Annotated in this window: 14 protein-coding genes; 10 read left to right on the plus strand and 4 right to left on the minus strand. The window is 58.2% G+C overall.

The annotated features are described in order from the left end of the window. Position 1 precedes the first annotated feature (1 nt). The 7 genes from arnC to H7R56_RS01755 all read left to right on the plus strand — a co-directional run bounded on the left by arnC (position 2) and on the right by H7R56_RS01755 (position 7,579). The gene (gene arnC, locus H7R56_RS01725) at positions 2-982 is read left to right on the plus strand and encodes an undecaprenyl-phosphate 4-deoxy-4-formamido-L-arabinose transferase (protein WP_106925062.1); all 981 of its coding nucleotides are present in this window, start codon (positions 2-4) and stop codon (positions 980-982) included. Next, entirely contained in the window at positions 982-2,967 is a 1,986-nt protein-coding gene (gene arnA, locus H7R56_RS01730) for a bifunctional UDP-4-amino-4-deoxy-L-arabinose formyltransferase/UDP-glucuronic acid oxidase ArnA (protein ID WP_106925063.1), read from the plus strand. The genes arnC and arnA overlap by 1 nt, the downstream gene beginning before the upstream one ends. Then, a complete protein-coding gene (gene arnD, locus H7R56_RS01735; RefSeq protein WP_106925064.1) occupies positions 2,964-3,866 on the plus strand; it encodes a 4-deoxy-4-formamido-L-arabinose-phosphoundecaprenol deformylase in 903 nt (300 codons plus the stop codon). The genes arnA and arnD overlap by 4 nt, the downstream gene beginning before the upstream one ends. Beyond that, a complete protein-coding gene (gene arnT, locus H7R56_RS01740) occupies positions 3,863-5,518 on the plus strand; it encodes a lipid IV(A) 4-amino-4-deoxy-L-arabinosyltransferase (protein ID WP_106925065.1) in 1,656 nt (551 codons plus the stop codon). Before arnD ends, arnT begins: the two co-directional genes overlap by 4 nt. Further along, complete coding sequence (gene arnE, locus H7R56_RS01745; RefSeq protein ID WP_106925066.1) at positions 5,515-5,853, plus strand: 4-amino-4-deoxy-L-arabinose-phosphoundecaprenol flippase subunit ArnE; 339 nt, start codon at positions 5,515-5,517, stop codon at positions 5,851-5,853. The genes arnT and arnE overlap by 4 nt, the downstream gene beginning before the upstream one ends. Continuing rightward, complete coding sequence (gene arnF, locus H7R56_RS01750) at positions 5,853-6,242, plus strand: 4-amino-4-deoxy-L-arabinose-phosphoundecaprenol flippase subunit ArnF (protein ID WP_106925067.1); 390 nt, start codon at positions 5,853-5,855, stop codon at positions 6,240-6,242. Before arnE ends, arnF begins: the two co-directional genes overlap by 1 nt. A 146-nt stretch (positions 6,243-6,388) precedes the next feature. After that, positions 6,389-7,579, plus strand: coding sequence for an MFS transporter (locus tag H7R56_RS01755; RefSeq protein ID WP_106925068.1), 1,191 nt, complete (start codon positions 6,389-6,391; stop codon positions 7,577-7,579). 33 nt (positions 7,580-7,612) lie between these two features. Here H7R56_RS01755 and H7R56_RS01760 read toward each other — a convergent pair whose 3' ends face one another. Then, on the minus strand, positions 7,613-8,170 hold the full coding sequence (locus tag H7R56_RS01760) for a DcrB family lipoprotein (protein WP_106925069.1): 558 nt from the start codon (positions 8,168-8,170) through the stop codon (positions 7,613-7,615). A 73-nt stretch (positions 8,171-8,243) separates the two neighbouring features. Then, entirely contained in the window at positions 8,244-8,909 is a 666-nt protein-coding gene (locus H7R56_RS01765; protein WP_106925070.1) for a 7-cyano-7-deazaguanine/7-aminomethyl-7-deazaguanine transporter, read from the minus strand. Between the two features lie 181 nt (positions 8,910-9,090). On the opposite strand from H7R56_RS01765, the gene tusA reads away from it, so the two are divergent. After that, positions 9,091-9,336 (plus strand): sulfurtransferase TusA, encoded by a 246-nt coding sequence (gene tusA, locus H7R56_RS01770; protein ID WP_106925187.1) that lies wholly within the window; start codon positions 9,091-9,093, stop codon positions 9,334-9,336. 134 nt (positions 9,337-9,470) lie between these two features. After that, positions 9,471-11,366: a bifunctional metallophosphatase/5'-nucleotidase gene (locus tag H7R56_RS01775; protein WP_182928499.1), complete on the plus strand. Its 1,896-nt coding sequence runs from the start codon at positions 9,471-9,473 to the stop codon at positions 11,364-11,366. A 127-nt stretch (positions 11,367-11,493) separates the two neighbouring features. Here H7R56_RS01775 and zntA read toward each other — a convergent pair whose 3' ends face one another. Further along, entirely contained in the window at positions 11,494-13,689 is a 2,196-nt protein-coding gene (zntA, locus tag H7R56_RS01780; protein ID WP_106925072.1) for a Zn(II)/Cd(II)/Pb(II) translocating P-type ATPase ZntA, read from the minus strand. A 78-nt stretch (positions 13,690-13,767) separates the two neighbouring features. Continuing rightward, positions 13,768-14,394 carry a lysoplasmalogenase gene (locus H7R56_RS01785; protein ID WP_106925073.1) on the minus strand — a complete coding sequence of 209 codons (627 nt, stop codon included), beginning with the start codon at positions 14,392-14,394 and terminating at the stop codon, positions 13,768-13,770. A gap of 144 nt (positions 14,395-14,538) precedes the next feature. Between H7R56_RS01785 and H7R56_RS01790 the strand changes: the two genes are divergently transcribed. Next, the gene (locus H7R56_RS01790; protein WP_182928674.1) at positions 14,539-14,886 is read left to right on the plus strand and encodes a DUF2500 domain-containing protein; all 348 of its coding nucleotides are present in this window, start codon (positions 14,539-14,541) and stop codon (positions 14,884-14,886) included. Positions 14,887-14,902: the final 16 nt, after the last annotated feature.

The following is a 14,902-nucleotide window of genomic DNA, read 5'->3' on the forward strand; positions in this document are numbered from 1 at the left end:
TATGTTTGAGTACCCATTAGTCAAAAAAGTCTCGGTAGTGATACCGGTCTACAACGAGCAGGACAGCCTGCCCGAGCTTATCCGTCGCACCGATGCGGCCTGCGCAACCTTAAACCGCGACTATGAAATTCTGCTGGTCGACGATGGCAGCAGCGATGACTCCGCGCGCATGCTGGTTGAGGCTGCAGAGGCGCCGGAAAGCCATATTGTGGCGGTGCTGCTTAACCGTAACTACGGCCAACACTCGGCGATTATGGCGGGCTTCAGCCACGTCACCGGCGACCTGATTATTACCCTGGATGCCGACCTGCAAAATCCACCGGAAGAGATCCCGCGGCTGGTGGAAAAAGCAGACGAAGGCTACGACGTTGTCGGCACCGTACGGCAGAATCGCCAGGACAGCATCTTCCGCAAAACCGCATCGAAGATGATTAACCGCCTGATTCAACGCACCACCGGCAAAGCGATGGGCGACTACGGTTGCATGCTGCGCGCCTATCGTCGGCATATCGTCGATGCCATGCTCAACTGCCACGAGCGCAGCACCTTTATTCCAATCCTGGCGAATACCTTCGCCCGCCGCGCCGTGGAGATCCCGGTGCTGCACGCCGAGCGCGAGTTCGGTGACTCAAAATACAGCTTTATGCGCCTGATTAACCTGATGTACGACCTGGTGACCTGTTTAACCACCACGCCGCTGCGTCTGTTAAGCGTGGTCGGCAGCGTTATCGCCGTACTCGGTTTTGCCTTCTCCATTCTGTTAGTGGTCCTGCGTCTGGCGCTGGGTCCGGAATGGGCGGGCGACGGTGTGTTCATGCTGTTCGCTATTCTGTTCATGTTTATCGGTGCCCAGTTTATCGGTATGGGCCTGCTCGGGGAGTATATCGGCCGCATTTACAACGACGTGCGTGCCCGTCCCCGTTACTTTATTCAACGTGTTGTACGCCAGGAAAGCCTGGTTTCTGAAGAGGAAAATCGTTAATGAAAGCTGTTGTATTTGCCTATCACGACATGGGTTGCACTGGTATTCAGGCACTGCTGGACGCCGGATACGACATCGAGGCGATCTTTACTCATCCGGACAACGCCGGTGAAAACAACTTCTTTGGCTCTGTAGCCCGTCTGGCGGCCGAGCAGGGAATCACCGTTTATGCGCCGGAAGACGTTAACCATCCGCTGTGGGTGGACCGTATCCGTGCGATGGCACCTGAAGTGATTTTCTCCTTCTACTACCGCAACCTGCTCAGCGACGAAATCCTGAATCTGGCACCAAAAGGCGCATTCAACCTGCACGGTTCGCTGCTGCCGAAATATCGTGGCCGCGCGCCGCTGAATTGGGTACTGGTGAACGGCGAGAAAGAGACGGGCGTTACGCTGCATCGCATGACCCACCGCGCCGACGCAGGCGATATCGTGGCTCAGCAGAGCGTGGCGATTGCCGATTCCGACGTGGCGCTGACGCTGCACCGCAAGCTGTGCGCGGCGTCGCAGACGCTGCTCGGCGATGCGCTGGCGAAAATTCGCAGCGGCCAGGTCGATGCACGTGCGCAGGATGACTCACAGGCGACCTACGTTGGGCGCCGTACTCCGGAAGATGGCCGCCTGGAATGGGAAAAACCGGCGCAGACGCTGCATAACCTGGTCCGCGCGGTGAGCGATCCGTGGCCGGGCGCGTTTGGTTTTGTCGGCACCAATAAATTTATCGTCTGGAAATCACGCGTGCGCACCGACATGCCGGCGGCGAAGCCGGGTACCGTGCTGTCGGTCTCTCCGCTGGTGATTGCCTGCGGTGAAGGCGCGCTGGAAATCGTTACCGGTCAAAGCGCCAACGGCGTTTACATGCAGGGCGCACAGCTGGCACCTGCGCTGGGCCTGGTGGCGGGCGCACTGCTCTCCAGCCGTCCGTTCACGGCCGTGAAGCGCCGTACCCGCGTACTGATCCTCGGCGTTAACGGGTTTATCGGTAACCACCTCACCGAGCGTCTGCTGGCGGACGACAACTACGAAATCTACGGTCTGGATATTGGCTCTGACGCTATCAGCCGCTTCCTCGACTGCCCGCGTTTCCACTTTGTGGAAGGTGATATCAGCATTCACTCAGAATGGATTGAGTATCACATTAAGAAATGCGACGTGGTGCTGCCGCTGGTTGCGATCGCCACGCCGATTGAGTACACCCGTAACCCGCTGCGCGTGTTCGAGCTGGACTTCGAAGAGAACCTGAAGATTATTCGCGACTGCGTGAAGTACAACAAACGCATCATCTTCCCGTCGACTTCCGAAGTGTACGGCATGTGTACGGATGCCAACTTTGATGAAGATACTTCCAACCTGGTGGTCGGTCCTATCAACAAACAGCGCTGGATCTACTCGGTTTCCAAACAGCTTCTGGACCGCGTTATTTGGGCCTATGGCGACAAAACGGGCCTCAAGTTTACGCTGTTCCGTCCGTTTAACTGGATGGGGCCGCGCCTTGATAACCTGAACGCTGCGCGTATCGGTAGCTCTCGTGCTATCACTCAGCTGATTCTTAACCTGGTAGAAGGTTCGCCGATCAAGCTGATCGAAGGCGGCAAGCAGAAGCGCTGCTTCACTGACATCAGCGACGGCATCGAAGCGCTGTTCCGCATTATTGAAAACAAAGACGGTCGCTGCGATGGGCAGATCATCAACATTGGTAACCCGGACAACGAAGCGAGCATCAAAGAGCTGGCCGAAATGCTGCTCGACTGCTTCGAACGTCACCCGCTGCGCGACCGCTTCCCGCCGTTTGCTGGCTTCCGTGAAGTGGAAAGCAGCGACTACTATGGCAAAGGTTACCAGGACGTTGAGCACCGTAAGCCGAGCATTCGCAACGCTAAACGCTGCCTCGACTGGCAGCCGACGGTAGAGATGCAGCAAACGGTAGAAGAGACGCTGGACTTCTTCCTGCGCACAGTTGAACTGACGGACGAAAAACCATCATGAAAAAAGTAGGTTTGCGCGTTGATGTCGACACCTTTCGCGGAACGCGCGAAGGTGTGCCACGGCTGATGGCGGTGCTCAAAAAGCACCGCGTGCAGGCCAGCTTTTTCTTCAGCGTCGGGCCGGACAACATGGGGCGCCACTTGTGGCGCCTGGTAAAACCGAAGTTCTTGTGGAAGATGCTGCGCTCGCGCGCAGCATCGCTGTATGGCTGGGATATTCTGCTGGCCGGAACGGCGTGGCCAGGGCGGCGCATTGGTTCGGCTAACGCGGAGATCATCCGCAGCGTCGCGCAGGCGCATGAGGTCGGCCTGCATGCCTGGGATCACCACCGCTGGCAGCAGTGGAGCGGCATGTGGAATGAACAGCAGCTGGTGGATGAAATCGGCCGTGGGCTGAGCGAGCTGGAGGCCATTCTTGGCCGCCCGGTCTCCTGTTCGGCTGTTGCAGGCTGGCGCGCCGACCAGCGCGTGGTGAAGGCGAAAGAGTCGTTCGATTTTCTCTACAACAGCGACTGTCGCGGCACGCAGCCGTTCCTTCCTCAGCTCAGCAACGGCGATCTGGCTACCGTGCAGATCCCCGTTACGCTGCCCACTTGGGACGAAGTTGTCGGTAGCGTGGTGAGCGCAGAAGGTTTTAACCGCTGGCTGCTGGAACAAATTCGCAAGGACACGGGGACGCCGGTTTACACCATCCACGCTGAAGTGGAAGGCGGCGCCTACGCCGAGCAGTTTGACTATCTGCTGACCCTTGCGGCGCAGCAGGAAATTCGTTTTTGCCCGCTGGGCCAGCTTCTCCCGGATGACTTCCGTCAGCTGCCGGTCGGGAAGGTGGTGCGCGGAGAAATCGCCGGTCGTGAAGGCTGGCTGGGCTGCCAACAACTGATGAGCTCTGATGTATGAAATCCCTTCGCTACGGTATTTCGTTAGCCGCACTGTTTGTTCTGTACTATCTGGTTCCGCTTAACTTCCGGCTGCTGTGGCAGCCGGACGAAACCCGCTATGCGGAAATCAGCCGCGAAATGCTGGCAACCGGCGATTGGGTGGTGCCGCACTTCCTGGGGCTGCGCTATTTTGAAAAGCCTATTGCCGGTTATTGGATTAACAGCATTGGCCAGTGGCTTTTCGGCCACAATAACTTTGCCGTGCGCTTTGGCGCCGTGTTTTCCATTACCGTCTCGGCGCTGCTGGTTGCCTGGCTGGCGTGGAAAATCTGGCAGGACAAAAAGGTGGCCGTGCTCTCGGGCGCGATCTTCCTGACCGCTTTCCTGGTTTACGGCATTGGCACTTACGCGGTGCTCGATCCGATGATCACCCTGTGGATGACGCTGGCGATGTGCAGCTTCTGGCTGGCCGCGCAGGCGAAAACCACCGCTGAACGCGCCTGGGGCTACGTGCTGCTGGGTATCGCCTGCGGCATGGGCGTGATGACCAAAGGTTTTCTGGCGCTGGCGGTGCCGGTGATTGGCGTACTGCCGTGGGTTATTGTGCAAAAGCGCTGGCGGGAAGTGCTGGTCTGGGGCTGGCTGTCGGTGCTGGTGTGTGTGCTGACGGTGCTGCCGTGGGGGCTGGCGATCGCTGCGCGCGAGGGCGACTTCTGGCGCTACTTCTTCTGGGTTGAGCATATTCAACGCTTCGCCCAGAGTGACGCGCAGCATAAAGCGCCGTTCTGGTACTACCTGCCGTTCCTGGTGGCTGGCAGCCTGCCGTGGCTGGCGCTGTTGCCCGGCGCGTTCAAGCGCGGCTGGCAAGAACGAGAAGGCCTGCGAGGGGCATTTTATCTGCTGGGTTGGGTGGTGATGCCGTTCCTGTTCTTTAGCATCGCCAAAGGTAAGCTGCCGACTTATATCCTGCCGTGCTTCGCGCCGCTGGCGATACTGATGGCGCGCTATGCGGTCGATGCCGCCAAAGTCGGCTCTCGGGCGCTGCGAATCAACGGGATCATCAACATCGTCTTTGGCGTGGTTGGCCTGGTGGCGGTGGCGGTCGTGTCGCCATGGGGGCCGATGAAACACCCGGTCTGGATGCAGATAGAGCTGTACAAATGCGTGCTGGCGGCGGTGGCGTTCTTCTTCTGGGCGCTGATGGGCTGGCTGTCTATCAAGCACGATGCACGTCGCTGGACGCTGGCTGCGCTGTGCCCGCTGGCGCTGGCGCTGCTGGTCGGCATGGCGATACCCGATCGCGTCACCGACAGCAAACAGCCGCAGTTCCTGGTCGATATCGTCAACGAGTCGCTGGCACCGAGCCGCTACGTGCTGAGCAACAGCGTCGGCGTGGCCGCGGGGCTGGCCTGGGAGCTGAAGCGTAGCGACGTGATACTGTACGGTCAGCAGGGTGAGCTGAAGTATGGTCTTTCTTATCCTGACGCGAAGGGCAGCTTTGTCTCGTATGAAGCGTTCCCGCAGTGGCTGGCGGCACATCGCCAGGAAGGGCCGATCTCACTGGTATTGCTGCTGTCTCGTGACGTACAGTTAGCGGAACTGCCGCTGCCAAAACCGGATGAGGTATATGCCATGGGTCGCACCGTCTTTATTCAGTATCGTCCGCAATGATCACGTGGGCCTGCCTGCTGCTCGCCAGCCTGCTAAGCTGCGGCGGGCAGCTGTGCCAGAAACAGGCGACCCGTCCTGCCCCTCAAGGGCAGCGCGGGCGCCATCTGCTGATCTGGCTTGGCCTGGCGCTGGCGATGCTCGGTCTGGGGATGCTGCTGTGGCTGCTGGTGCTACAGCAAATTCCGGTCAGCGTGGCTTATCCGATGCTCAGCCTTAACTTTGTCTGGGTCACGCTGGCGGCCCGCGCTATCTGGCACGAGCCGGTGAGCCGCCGTCACTGGGCGGGAGTCACGTTGATTATCGTTGGCATTATGTTACTGGGGAGCAGCGCCTGATGGGGCTTATCTGGGCGTTAATGAGCGTGGCGCTGGTCAGCGCCGCCCAGCTGACGTTACGCGCGGCAATGACAACGCTGCCGTCGGCGGAGCAGCCGCTGCTGCTGTTGGGTCATCTTTTGCATTTTGAATCGGGGACGCTGGGGCTCTTCCTGGGGCTGCTGGGTTATGTCGCCTCGATGGCTTGCTGGTACTTCGCCCTCAAGCGCCTGCCGCTGGCAAAAGCCTATGCGCTGCTCAGCCTTAGCTATATGGTGGTGTGGCTGGCCGCAATTCTGCTGCCGGGCTGGCATGAGCCTTTTTCGTGGCGGGGCCTGCTGGGCGTTGTCGTGATTATCGCTGGCGTGCTCACTATCTTCTGGCCAAACAAACCCTCTCATACCGCATAAGCCGGATAAGGCGAAGTCGCCATCCGGCAATTTGCGCCATTCTGCCTGATGGCGCTGCGCCTATCAGGCCGTGCATCCTATAAGCCTCGCCCCGGCGACAAAATATGCAATAATGCCATTTTTGTTGCGTCTATAAGGGATTAGCCATGCCTGTGGCCGACGCGGAGGAGCAGCTAAGCGGTCTGCGCCTCAATCTGCGTATTGTCTCCGTCGTTATATTCAACTTTGCCAGCTATCTCACCATCGGCCTGCCGTTGGCGGTGCTGCCAGGCTATGTCCATGATGTTATGGGGTTTAGCGCCTTCTGGGCCGGGTTGGTCATTAGCCTGCAATATTTTGCTACGCTGCTCAGCCGCCCCCATGCCGGGCGCTATGCTGACCAGTTGGGGCCGAAAAAAATCGTCGTTTTTGGTTTATGCGGCTGCTTTCTCAGTGGACTGAGCTACCTGCTGGCGGCATTCGGCGGCGGCTGGCCGCTGCTCAGCCTTGTCCTGCTATGCGTGGGGCGCGTCATTTTGGGGATTGGCCAGAGCTTTGCCGGCACCGGATCCACGCTGTGGGGCGTTGGCGTGGTGGGTTCGCCGCACATCGGGCGAGTGATTTCGTGGAACGGCATTGTTACCTACGGTGCAATGGCGATGGGCGCGCCGCTCGGCGTGCTGTGCTACCGCTACATCGGCCTGCATGGGCTGGCGCTGGCGATTATGGCGGTCGCCGCCGTGGCAATTCTGGCGGCGCTGCCCCGTGATGAAGTTAAGGCGAAAAAGGGCAAAGCTATGTCCTTCCGCGCGGTGTTGGGTCGCGTCTGGCCCTACGGCATGGCGCTGGCGCTGGCCTCTGCAGGATTTGGCGTGATCGCGACCTTTATCACGCTGTTCTACGATGCTAAAGGCTGGGACGGCGCTGCCTTTGCGCTTACTTTGTTCAGCTGCGCCTTCGTGGGCACGCGGCTGTTGTTCCCTAACGGCATCAACCGGCTTGGTGGCCTGAACGTGGCGATGATCTGCTTTGCCGTGGAGGTTGCTGGCCTACTGCTGGTTGGTGTTGCGGCGACGCCGCTGATGGCCAAGCTGGGCACTTTCCTTGCCGGGGCGGGCTTCTCGTTGGTGTTTCCCGCGCTGGGCGTGGTGGCGGTCAAGGCGGTGCCGCAGCAGAATCAGGGGTCGGCGTTGGCGACGTATACCGTGTTTATGGATTTATCATTGGGCATTACCGGGCCGCTGGCCGGGCTGATGATGGCGTGGATGGGGGTATCGACAATCTATCTGGCTGCCGCAGGGCTGGTGGCGGTGGCGCTGCTGCTTGGATGGCGGCTAAAAAAACGGCCTCTGGCGTAGGTTCGCAAGAGGCCGCATTGGCATCAGACTGGCTTAGTTGATAACCAGCGTATTGATGATTTTCTCAGCATCGGCCTGCGCCTGCTGCTGGTTGTCCGCCGGCAGCGTAACCTGCAGGGTCAGCAGTTTGTTGTCAATTTTGCCCAGAACAATGGAAGAATAGGCGGTTTGCCCTTTGGCAGAGATGATGCTGTCCAACTGCTGTAGGGTATGACCTTTCAGCTCGATGGATTTGTTGGTCACCACCTGCAGCTGCGGGTCGCGGCTGCGCTGCTGTTCTTCCAGGCGGTTTGCCAGGACCGACAGCTCTTCATTGGCGCTATCACCGATGATAACGATGACCGCTTTTTGGCCGGTGGCGTCAGAGTAAACGTGCATGTTGTTGCTCTGGGTACCCAGCTTACCGCTTTGGTCGGTCATCCCGGCTGGCAGCGTGAAGCTCAGCTTGCCGTCGAGCAGGTTAATCGACTGGCCCGCGGCATCGCTTGCCGCAGCTGAACCCTGGGCTGGGGCGTTGGTATCGCTGTTGTCGCAGGCAGCAAGCCCCATCACCAGCAGGCCAATACCAGCATATTTCACCAATTTGCGCATTGACTTCTTCCTTTCGATAAATAGCCATGAACGGCTCTTGCGCCTATCTTAACACAACCCGTCAGATGAACCCTTAACCTGGCTGCATTGCCGACAAATCAGATTTATCTGCCAGCTTTTTCAATAGCATATTCAGCAGTACGCCATACATCGGCAGGAAGAAAACAATGCTGATAAGTACTTTAAAGCTGTAGTCGACGAGGGCGATTTCAACCCAGTGATCGGCCATGAACGGGTCGGTACTGCGCCAGAACGCGATGAAGAAGAAGGCCAGCGTGTCGCTGATGTTGCCGAACAGCGTCGAGGCCGTCGGCGCAAGCCACCATCGGCGGTTCTGGCGCAGGCGATTAAACACGTGAACGTCGAGGATCTGCCCCAGCGCGTAGGCCATAAAGCTCGCGGCGGCAATACGAGCGACGAACAGGTTGAAGTGCGCCAGTGCGCCAAAGCCCTGCCATTCGCCCATGTAGAACAGCGATGAAATGACGTATGAGATCATCAACGCCGGGATCATCACCGCAAACACGATGCGTCGCGCGAGTGGCGCGCCAAAAATGCGCACGGTCAGATCGGTGGCGAGGAAGATAAACGGGAAGCTAAATGCGCCCCAGGTGGTGTGGAAGCCGAAAATGCTGACCGGCAGCTGCACCAGATAGTTACTGGAGGTGATCACCACCAGATGAAATAGCGATAGCCAGACCAGCGCGTGACGGCGCTGTGTCGCGGTAAAGAGAGTCATATTGTACCTTTTTAGCGGTGGGGTGAGGGAACCCAATAATCTGCAAACCTATTGCAGGGCCGGAATGATACTGCTTTCGTGCGTCATTGCAATGGTTGTTTTTCGCGCAATCGTTAACCTGGTTGCTTCATCACGCGGTCAGCGTAAACTAAGCGCGTTTTTTGATGATGACGAGAAGATAATGACCGATTTGTTCTCCAGCCCCGACCACACCCTGGACGCGCAAGGGCTGCGCTGTCCCGAGCCGGTAATGATGGTGCGTAAAACCGTGCGCACGATGCCGGTGGGCGAAACGCTGCTGATTATCGCTGACGATCCCGCCACGACGCGCGATATTCCGGGCTTTTGTCGCTTTATGGAACATGAGCTGATTGCCCAGCAGATCGACGCGCTGCCGTACCGTTATCTGTTACGCAAAAGCCACTAATTACCGCCGTCTCGACAGCTTAACAAGCTTGAGCTGTCTCTCACTTTTCATGTTTACCCTGTAAAGCTGCTAGTAAACTTATTGATGTGAATCGCATAATTTTGCCTCATTCCCCTTTGGGCACATCAATAAAAATGAAAAAATCACTTCTTGCGCTCTTACTCTGCTTGGGTACTTCTGCGGCGATGGCTGAACCCGTCAATATCACGATTCTCGGGACTTCCGATCTCCACGGCACCTTCGTCCCGTGGGATTATTCGACGGATACGGAAAACCTGGCCGGAAGCCTGAGTCAGATTGCCACCCAGGTTCGCCAGGTGCGTAGCCAGCAGCCAAACGTCATCCTGGTCGACGCGGGCGATACCATACAGGGCAATTTTGTTGAAACCTTTAAGAACGACAAAACCAGCCCGATGATCCTCGGCTTTAACGCCATGGACTATGACGTGTGGGTGATGGGCAACCACGAATTCGATTTTGGCCTGAAATCGCTGTCGACTTCGCTCAACCAGTTTAAGGGCACGGCGCTGGCCGGGAATATCCTGTGGGACAGCGGCAAGCCTTACCTTCCTGCTTATAAGATTATTGAACGCCAGGGCGTAAAAATTGGCGTGATCGGCATGGATACGCCGATGACCGCCGAATTTGCCAAAGGCACTGACCGGGTAAAAGGGTTGAACTTTACCGATCCGGTTGATGCGGTAAAACAGGCCATCCAGAAGATTCAGGGCCAGGTAGACGCTATTGTGCTGGTGGCACACATGGGGATTGATAACGAGAACCAGCGGCCGGGCACCGGGGTGGGCGATATTGCGCGCGCTAACCCTGAACTGGCGGCTATCGTCGCCGGACACATGCACGTGAAGGTCGACAAAGAAGTGATTAACGGCGTGATTATCACCGAACCGGATAAATACGGCCGCGCGCTGTCGCGAATCGATCTGCAGTTTGAGCTGCGCGACGGCAAATATGTGCTGATCAACAAAGACAGTTACACCTATAGCATTAAAGGGATGGCATCGGATAAAGCGCTGGAAACGGTATATCAGCCTTATCATAAAATTCTGCGCGCCAACGCTAATCGACCCATTGCCGAACTGAGCGGCCAGGACCTGGTCCCGCCGGATGCGGTGAAGGGGATTCCACAGGTACATATTCAGGATACCGGTATCAGCAAGCTGTATCAGGATGCCAGCCGCCACTTCGCGCCAAAAGCGCAGGTTATCGCACTGCAGATCGATAATGACCAGCCTAAGCTCAACGTTGGAACCATTAAGGCGAAAGATATTGCCTTTAACTATCAGTATGCGGGCGGCGAAATCACCGTGTATCAGTTGACCGGCAAAGAGCTGAAAAAGTACATGGAGTGGTCGGCGGGCTACTTTAACCAAGTGCATGACGGCGACGTCACTTACAGTTTTAATCCGCAGCGACGGGCCTCTAAATATTCCACCAACGATTTCTTTGATGGCGTCACCTACACTATCGATCTGCGCCAGCCCGCCGGGCAGCGCATTCGCGATCTGAAAATGGCCGATGGCACGCCGGTAACGGACAGCACGCCGATTCGTCTTGGTATGAACAGCTATCGCATGGGCCACCTGACGCAAAAGGGCGGCGCGCTGGAAGGGATGCAGTTCCCGGTATTGTCGGACAGCAAAGCTGAGTATGGCGAAGAGGCGGGGACTATCCGCAATTTAACGATTCGCTATCTGAGCGAAGTGAAGCACGGTAAATATCAGGGACAAACGGTGCAGCGCTGGAAGCTGGCAGGGCTAGAAGGCTACGATCGTGAACGTAAAATTGTCGAAAATCTGCTGAATGAAGGCAAAATCAGCGTGCCGACCAGCGATGATGGCCGCTATAGCAACGTCGCGTCGCTGAATGTGAAAACGCTGCTGTTTAGCGACCCGCAGGCGAAGAAGCAAAAACAGGCAGCGTTACAGGCTGAGCTCGCAGCTGCTACCTCGCCGTCGGCGAAAAAGCGGGTGAGCGATCGGCTGGTGATGCTTGAGGCGATCAACGAATAAGCGTGCAGTGCACCATCCGCGCTCTGTGCCGAACTGCCTGATGGCGCTATGCTTATCAGGCCTACAGGGTAGGTAACCCGTAGGCCGGGTAAGGCGTAGCCGCCACCCGGCAGACAGGACTGCGCGGTTATTTCCTTCGCAGTAGCCGCAGCGCGTTCAGCGTCACCAGTACCGTTGCGCCGGTATCGGCCAGCACCGCCAGCCATAATCCGGTCATACCGAGCAGGGTGGTGACCAGGAATATGCCCTTCAGCCCCAGCGCAATGGCGATGTTCTGCCGTACGTTGGCATGGGTCGCGCGCGCCAGACGGATCATTTGCACCAGCCCGGTCAGGCGGTTGTGGGTCAGCGCCGCGTCGGCGGTTTCCAGCGCGACGTCGGTACCGCTGCCCATCGCAATCCCCATTGCCGCTGCTTTCATTGCCGGAGCGTCGTTGATGCCGTCGCCAACCATGGCCAGCGGCCCTTGTGCGTTCAACGCAGTGACCTCTTTGACCTTGTCGGCAGGCAGCAGATTCGCGCGGTACGTCATCCCCAGCTCGTCGGCAATCGCCTTCGCGGCCCGTGGGTTATCGCCGGTGAGGATGATACCCTGAATCCCCAGTTCACGCAGGCCGTCCACTGCCTGCCGCGCTTCCTGACGTACCGTATCGCGCAGCGCCAGAATGCCCAACAGCGTCTCGTCGCGGGTGACCAACACCACGGTATTACCTTCATTTTCCAGCTGCTGAATCTGCGCCTGCTGCGCATCTGCCGGGATTTTTCCTGCTGCGCAAATCACGATGGACTGGCCATCGACCTCCGCTTCAATCCCTGAACCGACCAGCGTACGCTGCGCTTTGGCCTGTGGGATAGCCAACTGACGCTGCTGCGCTTCGCGAACAATCGCCTGCGCCAGCGGATGCGTGGATCCTTGCTCAACGGAGGCCGCCAGCGCCAACAGCGCATCTTCAGCCAGTTCGGCGGCAGGGATAATACGGGTGACCTGCGGTTTCCCGAGGGTCAGGGTACCGGTTTTATCAAACGCCATCTGGCGAATCAGGCCGAGCTGCTCGAGCGCCGCGCCGCCTTTTATCAACGCGCCTTGACGCGCTGCAGTGGCGAGGCCAGAGGTTATTGCTGCAGGTGTAGAAATGACCAGCGCGCACGGGCAGCCAATCAACAGCAGAGTCAGCCCTTTGTAAATCCATTCTTCCCATGACGCGGCAAACAGCAGCGGCGGCACCAGCGTGACCAGCAGCGCAACCGCCATAATGGCCGGGGTGTAGATACGGCTGAAGCGGTCGATAAAGCGCTCGATAGGCGCGCGGCGCTCTTCGGCCTCTTCAATCAGGCGCAGGATGCGGTCAATGGCGCTATCGCCCGGCTTCGAGATGACGCTCAGCTGCACCAGACGGTCAGCGCTGGTCGCGCCTGCCGGTACGCTTTCTCCGGCGCTACGCTCAACGGGAATCGACTCGCCGGTTAAAGCACTTTCATCAAAGCTGGCGAAAGGCGTTAACAATTTACCGTCGGCAGGCAGACGGCCGCCGGCAGCGACTTCAATCACGTCTCCCGGCTGCAGGTCCTTTTGGGCTACGGTTTCACGCTGGCCGTCGCGCACGCGCACGGCGGTATCTGGCTTCAGCGCCATCAGTGCGCTTACGCCCTGACGCGCGCGGTTTGCCGCCCAGCCCTCTAGCCGTTCCCCGATTAAAAACAGCAACAGCACCATGGCTGCTTCGGCCGTTGCGCCGATAAACAGCGCGCCGAGGGCTGCGACGCTCATCAGCGTTTCAATGGCAAACCAGCTACCGCTCTTGATTAAGCGCAGCGCCTGGCGGGCGATAGGGTACAGGCCGACCAGCGTAGTGGCGATAAACGCAAGGTTGCCGAACGGATGATTAAACTGTTCCAGCCCCCAGCTGATCGCCATCATGACGATCAGCACTATCAGCGGCAGGTTTTCTTTCCAGCGGGAGTCCGCGGCGTTGGCCTGAGGGGTATCTTCGCCACGCAGCGTGTAGCCAGCGGCGCTGACCGCCTTTTCCACCTGTGTGCGTACGTCTTCATCGGCTTCAACCAGCAGTTTTTCGGTGGCAAAGACCACCTTCGCTTTTTTCACGCCGGCCACCTGGGCGGCTGCCGTCTCTACTTTACGGGCGCAGGCGGCGCAGTCCATACCGTTGACGACCCAGCTGTAGCGGGCGTCGAGCACGGCGTCGGCCGGCGCTACTGTGCTCGCGCACTGGCTGTCGCAGCAGCAATCATCCTGCGGTACGAGCGCGGGCTTGAATGAGGTGAACTGAGGGGGCTTCTTGCCCTGTGTCTCTGGAGTCGACATGGTATCCTCCGGTTAATGATCGTTGATTCATTAAGCGCAGCATACACTCTGGAGTCGACTCCAGAGTCAAGCAGGAAATTACAGATACAGCGCGCGAACGATAAAGAAATGTCCGGCAAAGTAGCAGGCGGCATAAATTGCGGTATCGGCGCGGAAGCGGCGGCGATACTGGCTGAACAGCCACACAATGTTACCAATAAGCAGCAGCGAGGCGCCGAGGAAACCGGACATCGCGGTGTCCGTTGGCCGCAGGAACCACTGTTCACCCGCTACCCACACCATCACCAGCGTCATGCCGATAAAGGCCAGTACCGGCAGGCGCATCTCTTCAAGCCGCGTCCAGATGACCGCCAGCCACAGCGCGCCAATCACCAACAGCACTACCGGCAGCGGCCAGAAGAAGGTGAAGGTCAGCTGGCTGGCGAACCAGATGGTATACAGCAGGTGCGAGAGGAAAAATGCCCCTACGGCGTACAGCATCCGCTGACGCGGTAGCTGTGTGAGGGTATCGCCGACCAATGCGGCGCACAGGCCCGCCAGCACCAGGTAGCTGATGGCGTTAAACATGGGCGCCTGCCAGGCGAGAAACAGCAATAAGATAAGCGTGATGGGTTTAAAGACCCAGCGCTGCCAGGTAGGGCCACGGTAGGCGGCATCGACATAGAGCCAGCCTGAGAAGAAAACGGCGATGAACGACCAAAGCATATTAAGTCCCTGTTATCATTGATGGGTACTGTATAGCCAGTCCTGAATATTCAGTGTAGTCGGGCTGGCGACCTGATGACAATGGCTGACCGCGCCCTTTACTATCATTTGCGTAAATTCTTAAGAGAACCTGAAATGAGCAAAATGCCCCTTTTTTTCATCGTGGTCGTAGCCGTTATCGTGGTGGCGGCGTCTTTTCGCTATGTGCAGCAGCGGCGAGAAAAGATGGACAACGATGCCGCGCCGCTGATGCAAAAGCGGGTGGTCGTTAGCAATAAACGCGAGAAGGTGCTTAACGATCGTCGCTCTCGTCAGCAGACGGTGACGCCTGCGGGCAGTGAAATGCGCTATGACGTCGGCTTTAAGCCGGAGCAGGGGGGGCTGGAGGTGAGTTTTCGGGTCGATGCCGCGCAGTATCATCAACTGACGGTGGGGGACAAAGGGACCCTGAGCTACAAAGGCTCGTGCTTCGTGGCGTTTCACGCCGAGTAAGGCAACGCGGCCTGGC

This window comes from Klebsiella sp. WP3-W18-ESBL-02 (genome assembly GCF_014168815.1).
Lineage (GTDB): Bacteria > Pseudomonadota > Gammaproteobacteria > Enterobacterales > Enterobacteriaceae > Kluyvera > Kluyvera ascorbata_B.

Bases quoted from the DNA above. Each gene is read 5' to 3' on its own strand.
- H7R56_RS01765 (WP_106925070.1), bottom strand. From the start codon at position 8,909: ATGACTCTCTTTACCGCGACACAGCGCCGTCACGCGCTGGTCTGGCTA.
- H7R56_RS01775 (WP_182928499.1), top strand. From the start codon at position 9,471: ATGAAAAAATCACTTCTTGCGCTCTTACTCTGCTTGGGTACTTCTGCG.
- H7R56_RS01760 (WP_106925069.1), bottom strand. From the start codon at position 8,170: ATGCGCAAATTGGTGAAATATGCTGGTATTGGCCTGCTGGTGATGGGG.
- arnA (WP_106925063.1), top strand. From the start codon at position 982: ATGAAAGCTGTTGTATTTGCCTATCACGACATGGGTTGCACTGGTATT.
- H7R56_RS01755 (WP_106925068.1), top strand. From the start codon at position 6,389: ATGCCTGTGGCCGACGCGGAGGAGCAGCTAAGCGGTCTGCGCCTCAAT.
- arnT (WP_106925065.1), top strand. From the start codon at position 3,863: ATGAAATCCCTTCGCTACGGTATTTCGTTAGCCGCACTGTTTGTTCTG.
- tusA (WP_106925187.1), top strand. From the start codon at position 9,091: ATGACCGATTTGTTCTCCAGCCCCGACCACACCCTGGACGCGCAAGGG.
- arnF (WP_106925067.1), top strand. From the start codon at position 5,853: ATGGGGCTTATCTGGGCGTTAATGAGCGTGGCGCTGGTCAGCGCCGCC.
- arnD (WP_106925064.1), top strand. From the start codon at position 2,964: ATGAAAAAAGTAGGTTTGCGCGTTGATGTCGACACCTTTCGCGGAACG.
- H7R56_RS01785 (WP_106925073.1), bottom strand. From the start codon at position 14,394: ATGCTTTGGTCGTTCATCGCCGTTTTCTTCTCAGGCTGGCTCTATGTC.
- zntA (WP_106925072.1), bottom strand. From the start codon at position 13,689: ATGTCGACTCCAGAGACACAGGGCAAGAAGCCCCCTCAGTTCACCTCA.
- arnE (WP_106925066.1), top strand. From the start codon at position 5,515: ATGATCACGTGGGCCTGCCTGCTGCTCGCCAGCCTGCTAAGCTGCGGC.
- arnC (WP_106925062.1), top strand. From the start codon at position 2: ATGTTTGAGTACCCATTAGTCAAAAAAGTCTCGGTAGTGATACCGGTC.
- H7R56_RS01790 (WP_182928674.1), top strand. From the start codon at position 14,539: ATGCCCCTTTTTTTCATCGTGGTCGTAGCCGTTATCGTGGTGGCGGCG.